Origin of the sequence: Sphingomonas faeni, from assembly GCF_040407495.1 — a bacterium.
GTDB classification, from domain to species: domain Bacteria; phylum Pseudomonadota; class Alphaproteobacteria; order Sphingomonadales; family Sphingomonadaceae; genus Sphingomonas; species Sphingomonas faeni_D.
In genome coordinates, this window is record NZ_JAPZPP010000006.1 from 168023 (window position 1) to 180885 (window position 12863).

A 12863-nucleotide genomic window follows, 5' to 3' on the forward strand; every position below is an offset into this window, starting at 1 on the left:
GGTTTGAATCAGCACAGCTTTGGCCTATGTTAGCCCGAAGATCGGAGGCACGGTTGTTTTACGTAGTTCTTCTCGCGATGGTTGCAGGCTTCTTGGCGATGCGACTCTACAGCGTGCTCGGCAAGCGAACGGGGCATGAACAGCCCCTGCCGCGGGCTGCCGAAGACCGCCCGGCGATCGCCGCCGTTCCGCGAACGGTCGACGCGACGCCGGAGCCGCGCGAGATCGCCAGCCGCAATATCGAGCCGCGTGCCGAAGCCGGTCTGCGCGCGATCGTTGCCGCCGAATCCGGGTTCGACGTCAACCAGTTTCTCGAAGGTGCCCAGGCGGCCTACCGCATGGTCCTCGAATCATTCTGGAAAGGTGACGAGGAACAGCTTGGCTATCTCGCGGAAGACGACGTCTGTGCCGCGTTCGCCGAAGCCATCGCAGCGCGGGTCGCGGCGGGTGAAGTGCTCGACAACCGCCTCGTGTCGATCGAGCGCGCGATCATTGCCGACGCGAGCGTGTCGGGTCGCGATGCCCGGATCACCGTTCGGTTCGATGCAGACATTGCCGCCGTCACGCGTGATAGCGACGGCGTCGTGCTGGCCGGGTCGCTGACCGACGCCGTCGAGACGCATGACGTGTGGACGTTCGCACGGACGCTGAAAAGCAGCGATCCGAACTGGAAGCTTGCCGACACCGACGAGGCGTGATCGTGCGATCCAAGGGGGCCGGGGCCAGCGCGCTGGCGCTGTCGATTTTGCTAAGCGCGTGCGTCGGCGGTGTCGCGCCACCGCGGTCGGGGCCGGTGCCGGTCGACGATAACCGGGGATCCTATCGCGAACCCGCGCGTGAGCCCGTACGCGTTCATCCCTCACGCGACACCGGCGCATCCCCGAACATCCGCGGCATTCAGATGCCGGAGCGAATCGTCGGTGCGGTGCCGGTCCTGCCGATTCCAGTCATCGCCCCCGTAACGCCGACGAATGCGGCAACCGCAGGCGTCGTCGCGGGGCCTGCGGTTGCCAGCTTGCCGATCGACGACGCTCAGGCGCAGTCCGCGCTGGCGGCCTTCGTGACGAGTTGCCCATCGCTTGTTCGGCGTAACGACACGTCGGGTCTTACCCGCGGCGCCGACTGGCAGCCGGCCTGTGCCGCCGCTGTTTCGGTGCCACGTGGCGGCGCACGCAATTTTTTCGCGCAATGGTTCGAGGCGGCGCAGGTCGGCGACGGCAAGGCGTTCGCGACGGGCTATTACGAGCCGGAAATCGCCGGTTCGTTGGAACGGCGCGATGGTTATGCGCCGATCTACGGCCGTCCTAACGACCTGATCGACGTCGATCTCGGCGTATTTTCGACCAGTCTGAAGGGCAAGAAGGTTCGTGGTCGCGTCGATCGCAGCAATCTCGTGCCCTATTACGATCGGACCGCGATCGAGCAGGGTGCGCTATCGGGACGGGCGCCGATCCTCGCCTGGGCGCGCGATCCGGTCGAGCTGTTCTTTCTCCAGATCCAGGGATCCGGGCGGTTGCGATTGCCCGACGGCGAGATCCTGCGCGTCGGCTACGCCACTCAGAACGGGCGCGATTATACCGGCATCGGCGCGCTGATGAAGTCGCGCGGCCTGCTCCAGCCGGGCCAGACCTCGATGCAGGGCATCGTCGCATGGCTCCATGCACACCCGGCCGAAGGGCAGGCGATCATGCGGGAGAACAAGAGCTTCGTGTTCTTTCGCGAACTCGAGGGAGCGCCGTTGGGGGCGCTCGGCCTTCCGGTCACCGGCCAGGTCAGCGCAGCCGCCGACGTCAAGTTCGTGCCGCTCGGCGCGCCTGTGTTCCTGTCGCTCGATCGGCAGGACGCGAGCGGCTTGTGGATCGCGCAGGATACCGGCGGCGCGATTAAGGGTAGCAACCGCTTCGACACGTTCTGGGGCGCGGGCCCTGCGGCGGAGTCGACCGCAGGTGGCATGGCCGGGCGTGGCACCGCGTTCCTGCTGCTGCCGATCGGCACGGTCCAGCGTCTGAACGGCCAACGTTTCAACGGTCAGATAGATGGGGCGCAAGATGGCGGGCCGACCCCTCAACCCTGACCCCCTCACCCCCGAGGAGGCGCAACTCTGGGCGCGCGTGATGGCGAGCGTCCGGCCGATGCGGGTGGTCGCGATCCGCATCCCGGACCGAGCACCGCCGCTGCCACCCCCGCCAAAGCCTTTGATCGGGCCCAACGGCAAGGCCATACCGCCTCCGCCCGCGCCGATGGGGAAGGTGAAGCCGTTGATCCGCACGGTCGTCATGCCCTTCGCCAGCCGGCCGAGCGCGAAACCGGCGGTTGTGTCGCGGCCGGTCGCCAAGCCGATCACGGCCAACACGCTCGACGGCGGCTGGGACAAGAGGCTGACGCGCGGCGTTGTCAGTCCCGACAGCTCGATCGATCTGCACGGGCATACACTGGCGTCTGCGCATGCGCTGCTCGATGTCGGGCTCGGGCGGGCGATCGCGCGCGGCGACCGCGTGCTGCTGCTGGTCACGGGCAAGCCGCCGCGGCCGGAAAGCGAACGTCCGCACGCGCGGGGCGCGATCCGATCGGCAGTGGCGGACTGGCTGGCGGGTTCGCGACATGCGGATTCGATCGCGGCGGTCCGTGGCGCGCATCCGAGGCACGGCGGGCAGGGTGCGTTGTATATCGTCCTGAGGCGCGGACGGGAATAGCTACGCTTTGATGCCCCCCAAGCGGGGGAGGAAAGAAGGCTCAGCCGAGCGCGCGCGCGATCACACCTTCGTAGATATTCGTCAGCGTCAACAGGTCAGCCATCGCGACCGCCTCGTCGACCTTGTGCATCGTCGCATTGATCAACCCGAACTCGACCACCGGGCAGAGCTTCGACAGGAAGCGTGCATCGGAGGTTCCTCCGGTGGTCGACAGTTCCGGCGTGACCCCGGTCGCGTCCACGATGGCGTCCGACAACAGCGTCGAGAACGCACCCGGCTCGGTAAGAAACGCTTCGCCCGATACCTTGCCCGTCACTGCCACGCCCGGCGCATGCCGCTTGGCGATCACGCGGATACGCTCGATCAGGTCCGTCCCGCGGTGCTGGTCGTTGAACCGGATGCTGAGGCGCGCCGAGGCCCTGGCGGGGATGACGTTGTGTGCGGGATTGTTGACTGCGATGTCCGTGACTTCGATGTTCGACGGCTGGAACCAGTCGGTCCCCGTGTCGAGTACCACGGTCTCGATCTCGGCGAGGATCGCGATCAGCCGCGGGATCGGGTTGTCGGCGAGATGCGGGTAGGCGACATGGCCCTGCCGCCCCGGCACGGTGAGCCAGATGTTGACCGAGCCGCGCCGCCCGATCTTCAGCATGTCGCCAAGCCGCACGGTCGAGGTCGGTTCGCCGACCAGACACAGGTCGGGAACGATCCCACGCGCGGCCATCCGCTGCATCAATGCGACGGTGCCGTATGTTGCGGGGCCTTCTTCGTCGCCGGTGATGATGAGCGACAGCGTTCCGGCATCGCTGCGGCTTGCGGCTGCGACGAAGGCGGCGACCGCGCCCTTCATGTCGACCGCGCCGCGTCCATAGAGCAATCCGTCGCGGACCTCGCCGGACCAGGGCGAGCCTGTCCAGCCTTCACCGGGGGGGACGACGTCGACATGGCCGGCAAACGCTAGATGTCGCGGTCCATCGCCGCGCGTGGCGAGCAGATTCTCGACCGGACCGTCTGGCGCCTCGCCGACGACGAACCGATCGACTGCGAAGCCGAGCGGGACGAGCGCCGACTCCAGGACATCGAACACCGTACCGCGCGCCGGCGTGACGCTATCCGCGCGGAGCAACGCCTGGGTCAGCGCGACCGGATCGATCGGCGCGCTCATGCAGGCGTCGGCACCGGCTGCTCGAATTGTTCGAGGACCCATTCCTCTTCCTGCGCCGCGGCGATCCAGTCCTGCATGAACGGATGTTCGAACATCGCCTGCATGTAGCCTGCCGCGAAGCGTGCGATCGGCAGCTGGTACGTGACGATCCGCGTGACGAGCGGCGCGAACATGATGTCCGCCGCGCCGAACTGGCCGAACAGGAAATCGCCGCCGCCACCGAAGCGTGCGCGCGCCTGTGCCCAGATCTCCATGACCCGCTGCAGTTCGATGAGCACGTCGTCGTCGGGCGTGCGCGCCGGGAAGACCTGGCGCACGTTCATGCTGTGCTTGCGACGCAGCGCGGCGAAGCTCGAATGCATCTCCGCCGCCATCGATCGCGCCATGGCGCGTGCCGCGTTGTCCTCGGGCCAGAAGCGCTCGCGCCCGACCTTGTCGGCGAGATAGTCGACGATCGCCAGGCTGTCCCATACGACCGCGTCGCCGTCCCACAGGATCGGGACCTTGCCCGACGACGGCGCGAACTCGTCGCCCGAGCGGCGCTTTTCCCAATCGGCGTCGTACATCGGCACGACGACCTCTTCGAACGGCAGCCCCGACTGCTTGCACGCGAGCCAGCCGCGCAGCGACCAGGAGGAATAGGCCTTGTTGCCGATGATCAGTTTCATGCGGGCGGTGCTAGGCGAGGGGGCGACAAGAGGCAATCGCTGCGGCTCGCGGATCGGGTTCGACAGGTCCGGATCAGAACATGCCTGGCACGACGCGCTGTGCGGTGCCCGGTTGATCCGGCATCAGGAGGTCGCGCCGTGTGTCGGCGGTACGGAGCGACCGTGCGTTCGCAGCGCCCGTGATCGGCGTGCAGCTTCGCCCGGCTAGGAAGTTCAAGGCCTGACGGGTGGACGATTCGAGCGGGTCGCCGAGCGGGTAGCCGATATCGTCCGACGCCTGGCAAGATGCCTCGACCTTGGTTGCCAGCCCGTCGTAGTAATCGCCGCTGCGTGCGGCATTTTGGGTGGCCAGTGCGATCACACGCAGGCGGTCGTCGCATGCTTCCCGGTCGAGCGCAATCTGGCCGACCGGCTTGCCGTAGGTGTTGGTGCCGATCAGTCCGGCGTTGGCGTGAAGATACGGCGTGAACGCGTTGATCACAAGTTCGCTAGCCGATGCCGTGCCGCCCGTCCCGATGAACGCGATCCGGGTCGGTGCGATCGATTCCGCCTTGGGCGCGAAGAACCGCGTGGTGTTGTTCGAGGCCTTCTCCGTACGGAAGGTGACGTAGTCGAACACCTCGGACGTCGATCGCGCCCCGCCTAGCAGGTCGCCCAGATACTCTGCCGTCTCGATCAGGCCTCCGCCGTTATAACGCAGGTCGATGATGACCTTGGTGATGCCCTTCGCGCGGAAGTCGGCGAAGGCGGTTTTCAGCGCAGGTTCTGCGGTCTTGATGAACGTCCGCAGATTGATGTAGCCGACGCTCTGTCCGCCATCCTGAATGATCTTTGCGCCGTAGCGGGTCGATACCGGCAGCAATGCGAAGTCGGTCTTGGTAACGGTGACGGTACGCGTACCCGCCGCGTTGTTGATCTGCAGAACCCGCGACGTTCCCGCGGTATCGGGGCCCAACGCCGTCGTCAGTCCGGCCGTACCTTCGGCGGCGACGATCGCACTCACGGTCCGAAGCGTGGCGGAGGTCGTACCGATCGCCAGGATCTCCGTCCCGCGATCGATCCCTGCCGCGAGACCCGGCGCGCCTTCGAACGCCTCCGCCACGACCAGGCGCTGGCCGGACTGGTCCAGCGCAAACCGGATACCGAACCCTGCGCTGGATCCGGCATTATAATAGGCGTTCTCTTCCTTGATCGACGTCAGATAGGTGAAAAACCGATCCTTGCGCTGCGCCCGCGCGGTGGCGGTGAGCGCGTCTATGTAATCGTCGACCGTTGCGTAGGCCGCCGGACTTAGCGTCGCCGGCAGCGTGTCGGGGAACAGATACCATTCGCGAAGTTGCGCTGCCGCCCAGTCCTGCCGCTCGCGCAACGAACATCCCGCGGACGCCGTTGGCGTGGGCGTTGGTAAGGACGTACTGGCGCCCGTCGCAACAGTACCACCGTCCCCGCCACCCCCGCAGCCCGACAACATTGCTGCCGTCGCCAGCATCGCCCCGATACGCGCGCGCATAGTAACTCCCCTTTTGCAGGAAGTTACGGAGTTTAGCGGATCATGTCAGCCGGAAATTGAAGATCGGTCAGCCACCGTTGCCTTAGCTGACCGCCTCGACCACCGCCGCGCGGAGCTCGGGGATACCCATGCCGTATTCGCTCGACGTCACCAGGATGTCGGGATGTGCCGCGGGACGCTTGCGGGCCTCCGCAGCGGTGCGCTCCGTCACCTCGACCAGTTCCGACGCCTTGATCTTGTCCGCCTTGGTCAGGACCATGCGATAGCTGACCGCGGCCTTGTCGAGCATCTCGAGGATCTCGCGGTCGACGTCCTTGATGCCGTGGCGCGAGTCGATCAGCACGAGCGCGCGCTTCAACACGTCACGCCCGCGCAGGAAGTCGTTGATCAGGAAACGCCATTTCTTGACGACGTCCTTGGGCGCCTTGGCGAACCCGTAGCCGGGCATGTCGACGAGGCGGAACGCAAGCGGGGCGCCGACGTCGAAGAAGTTCAGCTCCTGCGTGCGGCCCGGCGTGTTCGACGTACGCGCCATCGAATTGCGACCGGTAAGCGCGTTCAACAGCGACGACTTGCCGACGTTCGAGCGACCGGCGAACGCCACCTCCGGCACCGACGCATCGGGCAGGAACTCGAGCGTCGGCGCCGACTTCAGGAAGCCGACATGCCCCGCGAACAATTTGCGCGCATGCTCGAGCATCTCGGGGGTGAACGGTGCGTCGGTCTGCTCAAGGTCAGGGCCGAGGTTGGATGGCTCGTTCACTTGGTCACCGGCACTTTCAGGCCCGGATGGCGGGCGTAGAGCAGCTTCTGCTGGATGATGGTCAGGCAGTTCGACGTGATCCAGTAGACCTGAAGGCCGACCGCGAACGGCGCCATCACGAACATCAGCACCCATGGCAGCAGCGCGAAGACCTGCTTCTGCGTGTCGTCCATCGGCGTCGGGTTCAGCTTGAACTGGAAGTACATGCTAATGCCCAGGATGATCGGCACGACACCGATCGCGATCATGTGAGGCGGCGTGAACGCGAGCAGGCCGAACAGGTTGAGCGGGGTCAGCGGATCGGGCGCGGAGAGATCCTTGATCCACGCGACGAACGGCTGGTGACGCATCTCGATCGTCAGCATCAGCACCTTGTACAGCGCGTACATGATCGGGATCTGGAGCAACGTCGGGGCGCAACCGGCGAGCGGATTGACGCCCTCGGCCTTGTACAGCGCCATCGTCTCCTGCTGCAGGCGGACCTTGTCGTCCTTGTGCTTTTCCTGAAGCGCCTTCGCCTTGGGCTGGACGGCGCGCATTGCCGCCATCGACTTGAACTGGCGCTGGGCGATCGGGAACAGCAGGCCGCGGATCGTGACCGTGAGCAGGATGATCGCGACACCGAAGTTGCCGATCACGCGGAACAGCCAGTCGAGATAATAGAAGATCGGCTTCTCGACGATCCGGAACCAACCCCAGTCGATCGCATAGTCGAGCTTGGCGACACCGCCGGCCTGATCCGTGTAGCGATCGAGCAGGCGGACTTCCTTGGCGCCGGCGAAGAAGCGCGAGACCTGCGTGATCGACTGGCCGGGTGCGACCTGCTTGGGCTGGAGCGCGTAGTCGGCCTGATACGCCTTGTTGGCGCCAGCGCGGAACTGGCCGTCGAACGCCTGACCCTGGTCGGGGATGATCGCGGTCAGCCAGTATTTGTCGGTGAAGCCGAGCCAGCCGCCGGTGGTCGTGAACTTCTGCGCGGCGGCGTCAATGTCCTTGTAGTTCGGGCGGTAATGCGCGCCGCCGTTATCGACCGACATCGGCCCGACATGGATCGTCATCGACGACGGATCCTTCGAGATGCCGACGCGGTTGACCAGGCCGTAGGGGGCGACGGGGACGGGCGCGGTGCCGGCGTTGAGAACGGTCTGGCGGACCGTGAACATATAGTCTTGGTCGACCGCGATCTGGATGCGGAAGCGCTGGCCGGTGGCGTTGGTCGCGTCGAGCGTGACCGGCGTGGTCGGCGTCAGCGTGGTCGCGCCCGAAGGCGTCCAGACGACGTCGGCGGCGGGCGGGGTCAGGCCCTGTGCGCGCCAGCCGAAGCTTGCGAAATACGCGTCGGGCGCACCGGCGGGCGAGAGCAGGCGGATCGGCGGCGAGTTCCTCGCGACGGTCTCGTCATAGCCCTTGAGCACGAGATCGTCGATCCGCGCGCCCTTCAGGTTGATCGAACCGGACACGCGGGGGGTCTCGATGCGGATACGCGGGGTGCTCGCGATCATCGCGTTACGATCGCCGATCGCGGCGGCACCGTCCGCGGCGGGATCGGCGGCCGGGTTCGCGACGGCCTTGGTCTTGCCGCCTTCGATCTTCGTGACCGGCGGATTCGCGGTCGGAAAGAATTTGCCCTGGATCAGCGGCCATCCGAACAGGATCAGCGCCGCGATCACCGCGAACAGCACGAAATTCTGCTTGTCGTCTTTCACAGGGCGGCGTCTTTCAGTTTCTTGTCGATGTCTGGGACTGGGTCAGGGCCGTACCCGCCCCACGGATGGCAACGCGCGATACGCTTCGCCGCCAACCAGCCCCCCTTGAGCGCGCCATAGCGCTCAACGGCCTCGATTGCATAGGCGGAACACGAAGGATCGTAGCGGCAACTCGACGGCAGAACGAGCGAGGGCCCGAGTTGCCAGCCGCGTGCGAGGAGGATGAGGAGGCGGGCTAACATGTCAAAACCGACGTTCGCCCACGCCGCAAGGGTGTTTCCCCGCGAAGGCGGGGACCCAGACTGGGCTCCCGCCTTCGCGGGAGAACAAGGAGCGCTTGGAGGTCGCGCATTCGGCACCACGCCATCCAAACCTAGAGGCCACCCCGGCGGAGGCCGGGGCCGAGTTGGGGGACGTAGCTAACGACGGGCGTTCCTGCATCACGGCCGCTTTCCCACCTGGGCCCCGGCCTTCGCCGGGGTGGTGGTGTTGGCGGAAGTGGCAACCTTACCTACTGGCGCGTCGGCAGCTTGCGGCGTGACCTTGCGGAAAGCCTTACCCAACTCAGTCCGCAACAGCGCAAAGTCCCGCTCGACTCCGCCGTTACGCCCGATCAGCACATGATCAGCCCCGGCAACGCCGCGTTCCGCCAACAGCTCACGCGCCAACGCCCGCAACCGCCGTTTCATGCGGTTCCGGACGACGGCGTTGCCGATCTTCTTGGTGACGGTGAAGCCGATTCGCATCGTCTCATCACCGTCATCGCGGGGGCGCATGAGCAGGACGAATCCTGGCATCGGTGCGCGCTTCCCCGCATTCGCCGCGAGAAAATCGCGGCGTTTGTCTAGAATGGTTAGGCCGACAGCTTCTTGCGACCGCGGGCGCGGCGTGCGTGGATCACTGCCCGGCCGCCGACCGTCGCCATCCGTGCGCGGAAGCCGTGACGGCGTGCGCGTACCAGGTTGCTCGGCTGAAAGGTCCGCTTCATTGGTCATTCCCTAGGTCATCAAATAGAAAACGGCCGCCACGGGGACGGCCTTGATGGCTGGGCGCTTACGGAAAGGGCGGCGGTAAGTCAATTCGCACCCGGCGTGATCGGCATGCTTTTCGCCGCCTTGGCGCGCTCGTGCCGCCGGATCGCGCTTTGTCGCCGCATCATCCGATCGACGAAATGCCCGGTTCTCGGCCAGCGCCGCTTCAACCGTGCCCATTTCAGCCGCGCCCAGCGCGAATTGCGTAGTATCAGCACCATGCCGCCTGCGAACAGGAAGATGCCCGCAGGTCCGGGCAGCGGCGCGAGCAGCGGCGCGCTCACGATCAGCAGCGCCCCGAGCACCAGTTGGCCGAAGCGGAGGACGGGGGAGCGGACTGCTTTCACGGAAGGCATGTGGGTCCGGTGTATTAGGATGGCAAGACGGCGCGGATCGGCGGCGCTGGGCCGCGTGTCCTTGCAGACATGGCAAATCGGGTATGAATAAGGCGTGACGTCGTGTCGCGGGGGAGCGGGCATGGCGGCGATTGTAGCGACGGTGGCGTATCTGGGCTTGGAAGCGCGCGCGGTCGAGGTGCAAGTCCAACTGATTCCAGGACTTCCTGCGTTCAACGTCGTCGGCTTGGCAGACAAGGCGGTCGGTGAAAGTCGCGAACGCGTGCGCGGTGCGATCGCGGGCATGGGGCTGTCGCTGCCGCCTAAACGCATCGCGGTGAACCTGTCGCCCGCCGATCTCCCGAAAGAAGGATCGCATTTCGATCTACCGATCGCGTTGGCATTGCTATCCGCGATGGGCGTGGTCGATGCAGAAGCACTGGCGGATTACGTGATCGTCGGCGAACTCGGCCTCGACGCGCGGATCACCGCGTCGCCGGGCGTGCTGCTCGCGGCATTGCACGCATCGGAAGTCGGGAAGGGGCTCGTCTGCCCCGCCGCGCAAGGCTCGGAAGCAGCGTGGGCCGGTGAGATCGAGGTCATCGCCGCACCCGACCTGTTGTCGCTGCTGAACCACTTCAAAGGTTATGGCCTGCTTAGTCCCCCTAAGCCCGGAATCGCGGAAGCCGCCGATCACGGTCCGGACCTACGGCAGGTGAAAGGGCAGGAGACGGCGAAGCGTGCGCTGGAGATCGCGGCTGCCGGATCGCATAACCTCTTCACGTTGTGTCGACAAGACCCCTTGCCGAATATGAGTGTAGGGCGCGGTGATATGGGCCTTCTCTGACCTTTCTCCGCTGGCTGTGGCTTGCGCGGTCGATCCTCCCGGCCTTTGGCGAAGTAATTACCTGAAGGACAACGGCGTCCACCTAGAGGGGACCGGACGCCAGCCCATGCGCGAGTTCCGCCACACCTGGAGCACGGCGGCCCGGACCAGCAGCATCGCTCGGGAGAACATGGCGTACATTCAGGGCCACAAGCTGTCCGACGAGACCGCAGGGGAAGGCTATGGCGACCTGAGCCCCCTGGGCTTGGCGATCGACCAGCTCAGGTTCGACGGTCTCGACCTGAGCGGTGTGCAACTCTGGACGGAGGGGTAAAGGCGGGACGCTTCGGCGGCAGTCAATAGCCACGGATTTGCTTAACGAGGATCGCACGGGGCGGCTGAGGAAGTCCGAACGCGCCCGCAATCTCTCCCCAGCCGACGTCGAGCGCAGCAAGGATTTCCACCTCTGACGCGTTGCGGACCGTCATCGAGGCATCCACCTGCTCTTCCAGGGCGACGGGCCCGCCGCCCCATCCAGTAGAGGTGGTCCATCGCATCGAGCTCATGTCGGTGAAGCCCATGCGCACTTGGTAGGGTCCAGCCGCACCGTTCTCGATGAGGTGGCGCACGTTATTCTCAATGAACTCATAGACGTTACTGATGAAGGCGTCCGCATAGAAGCTGCCGCCTCGCTCGCCTCGCGTGACGAAAGGTGTGACGCCCCAGATTTCGCCCGTTGACTTAAACTGCATGACAAAGTTCGTGAGAGGCCGTTTCTCGGCGGAGCGCAAGCTGCCCGAGTACACGATTTGCCCTCCTCTGGTCATGCCCGAACTGAAGCCCTCGGTGTTACCAAGAATACTTGGCTGGCGTGCGCCCTGACCCCAGTCGGTGGGGGGCTTCCAGCTTCGCGGCAGGATGCGCACGTAGGAGTAAGGTCCATGATGGACGGTCTTCGATCCGGGCCGACCACCCTCGTTGATTGTCAGCGGGTTTCGATCGTCGAACCAAAGCGCTGAGCTTGTTGGTCCAGAAGGTTGCCAGTCGGGGACGGCATCGCCACCGGCCGCCGTCGCTGCTGTGCCGACCGACAGACGGAGTGCCTCGGCTAACCCCTTGCGCAGGCCGTCGCGTGCGGCCCTCAGCACTGCCGTGTCCGCGTTCGGCGCAAGGTGGAAGGACATCGGGCCACGTCGGCCACGCATGTCGAATGGCAGGCGATCGATCTCGGCGCCCTCGAACGCGGTGTTCCACACAGTGATGACGCGGTTCAGTCCTAGAGACTTCTTGGCGTAGCCCAGCTCGATCAGGACGTTAGGGTTCGCCACGGCTTTCCCAGTGGCGGATATGGCAACCGGCGTTACGTCCCCGACGAACACGGCGGCGGCGTCTATTTTGGCAAGAATTGTAGCGACGATGTCGGGCGAGCCCGGCACACCCTGAGTGTCTGAGGTTAGTTCGTGTCGCTCGTCGAGTTCGGCGTGCAGGTCCTCAATCGCCGACGCGAGCGCATCGCGGACCACATCGCGGGTAACGCGCTTGTCCAAGTCGCTCTGCCATGACCAAAAAATCGTGCTCATCGAACTTTCCATATCATACATTGCACACGCCTCACCGAACGTTTCAAAGGTCGTTACGGCGATCGCCAGCTCGAAGCGGACAGGCCGGTTTCAACCAATCGGTCCGTTAGGATTGAGGACAGATAGATCGGCAGGAGCGAATTGAGGAACACGGCCGAGCCCCGTACGAAGAGCCATGGGCAGTCCCAATGAGCAACTTCAGCGCCTTGCCGACGCATGGTGTAACGGCCTGTCACCGGGCGACGGCATGGGGTTGCTCTGGCATCTTGCATTGCGACGGTATCCCTCCGCGATGACGGAGCTTAGCCGCCGCATCGGCGAGGACGGCAGGTCTGCGGCCGAACCGTTCTCTGCCGCCGGCTTGGCTCATCGGGCATTGCGGCGAGGCGATCCGGTGGCGGCTTACAACGCCGCCATCTCCTGCTTCAATCGGCGGGATTTTCGGGGCTACCGACATTGGCTGCGTCTTGCGGTGAACGCTGGCGACAAGGACGCTCGCCGGCAACTTCGCCGCTTCGAGACCCGGCTGCCTCACGGTGCTGCTCGTGACATCGGTCGTGGTCGTCCAAGGCGCGACTATGATTAA

Annotated in this window: 15 protein-coding genes and 1 pseudogene; 6 read left to right on the forward strand and 10 right to left on the reverse strand. The window is 65.3% G+C overall.

Annotated elements, in window-relative coordinates:
* Nucleotides 1-53: 53 nt before the first annotated feature.
* The 3 genes from O6W96_RS17390 to O6W96_RS17400 are packed head-to-tail and all read left to right on the forward strand — an operon-like array spanning nt 54 to nt 2693.
* A complete protein-coding gene (locus O6W96_RS17390) occupies nt 54-698 on the forward strand; it encodes a Tim44/TimA family putative adaptor protein (protein ID WP_353470720.1) in 645 nt (214 codons plus the stop codon).
* A 2-nt stretch (nt 699-700) separates the two neighbouring features.
* Nucleotides 701-2074: a murein transglycosylase A gene (gene mltA, locus O6W96_RS17395; protein WP_435372243.1), complete on the forward strand. Its 1374-nt coding sequence runs from the start codon at nt 701-703 to the stop codon at nt 2072-2074.
* On the forward strand, nt 2049-2693 hold the full coding sequence (locus O6W96_RS17400) for a Smr/MutS family protein (protein WP_353470721.1): 645 nt from the start codon (nt 2049-2051) through the stop codon (nt 2691-2693). The genes mltA and O6W96_RS17400 overlap by 26 nt, the downstream gene beginning before the upstream one ends.
* Nucleotides 2694-2733: 40 nt before the next feature.
* On the opposite strand, the gene dapE is transcribed toward O6W96_RS17400, so the two are convergent.
* The 9 genes from dapE to O6W96_RS17445 all read right to left on the reverse strand — a co-directional run bounded on the left by dapE (nt 2734) and on the right by O6W96_RS17445 (nt 9883).
* Entirely contained in the window at nt 2734-3858 is a 1125-nt protein-coding gene (dapE, locus tag O6W96_RS17405) for a succinyl-diaminopimelate desuccinylase (RefSeq protein ID WP_353470722.1), read from the reverse strand.
* Nucleotides 3855-4526 (reverse strand): glutathione S-transferase, encoded by a 672-nt coding sequence (locus O6W96_RS17410; RefSeq protein WP_353470723.1) that lies wholly within the window; start codon nt 4524-4526, stop codon nt 3855-3857. The genes dapE and O6W96_RS17410 overlap by 4 nt, the downstream gene beginning before the upstream one ends.
* Nucleotides 4527-4599: 73 nt before the next feature.
* Nucleotides 4600-6015: a S41 family peptidase gene (locus O6W96_RS17415; protein WP_353470825.1), complete on the reverse strand. Its 1416-nt coding sequence runs from the start codon at nt 6013-6015 to the stop codon at nt 4600-4602.
* A 103-nt stretch (nt 6016-6118) separates the two neighbouring features.
* The gene (gene yihA, locus O6W96_RS17420; RefSeq protein ID WP_056487036.1) at nt 6119-6736 is read right to left on the reverse strand and encodes a ribosome biogenesis GTP-binding protein YihA/YsxC; all 618 of its coding nucleotides are present in this window, start codon (nt 6734-6736) and stop codon (nt 6119-6121) included.
* Nucleotides 6737-6795: 59 nt separating this feature from the next.
* Entirely contained in the window at nt 6796-8505 is a 1710-nt protein-coding gene (gene yidC, locus O6W96_RS17425) for a membrane protein insertase YidC (RefSeq protein ID WP_353470724.1), read from the reverse strand.
* Nucleotides 8502-8747 (reverse strand): membrane protein insertion efficiency factor YidD, encoded by a 246-nt coding sequence (gene yidD / locus O6W96_RS17430; RefSeq protein ID WP_353470725.1) that lies wholly within the window; start codon nt 8745-8747, stop codon nt 8502-8504. Before yidD ends, yidC begins: the two co-directional genes overlap by 4 nt.
* 198 nt (nt 8748-8945) lie before the next feature.
* A complete protein-coding gene (gene rnpA / locus O6W96_RS17435; protein WP_435372237.1) occupies nt 8946-9302 on the reverse strand; it encodes a ribonuclease P protein component in 357 nt (118 codons plus the stop codon).
* A gap of 56 nt (nt 9303-9358) precedes the next feature.
* Nucleotides 9359-9493 carry a 50S ribosomal protein L34 gene (rpmH, locus tag O6W96_RS17440; protein WP_031393806.1) on the reverse strand — a complete coding sequence of 45 codons (135 nt, stop codon included), beginning with the start codon at nt 9491-9493 and terminating at the stop codon, nt 9359-9361.
* Between the two features lie 87 nt (nt 9494-9580).
* Entirely contained in the window at nt 9581-9883 is a 303-nt protein-coding gene (locus O6W96_RS17445) for a hypothetical protein (RefSeq protein ID WP_353470726.1), read from the reverse strand.
* A 130-nt stretch (nt 9884-10013) separates the two neighbouring features.
* On the opposite strand from O6W96_RS17445, the pseudogene O6W96_RS17450 reads away from it, so the two are divergent.
* Nucleotides 10014-10649, forward strand: a pseudogene (locus O6W96_RS17450) (magnesium chelatase domain-containing protein); the annotation flags it as partial.
* Nucleotides 10650-10887: 238 nt separating this feature from the next.
* Complete coding sequence (locus O6W96_RS17455; RefSeq protein ID WP_353470727.1) at nt 10888-11031, forward strand: hypothetical protein; 144 nt, start codon at nt 10888-10890, stop codon at nt 11029-11031.
* A gap of 22 nt (nt 11032-11053) precedes the next feature.
* Here the strand turns inward: O6W96_RS17455 and O6W96_RS17460 are convergent, their stop codons facing one another.
* A complete protein-coding gene (locus O6W96_RS17460; RefSeq protein WP_353470728.1) occupies nt 11054-12277 on the reverse strand; it encodes a hypothetical protein in 1224 nt (407 codons plus the stop codon).
* 175 nt (nt 12278-12452) lie between these two features.
* Here O6W96_RS17460 and O6W96_RS17465 point away from each other — a divergent pair, with 175 nt between their 5' ends.
* Nucleotides 12453-12863, forward strand: coding sequence for a hypothetical protein (locus O6W96_RS17465; RefSeq protein ID WP_353470729.1), 411 nt, complete (start codon nt 12453-12455; stop codon nt 12861-12863).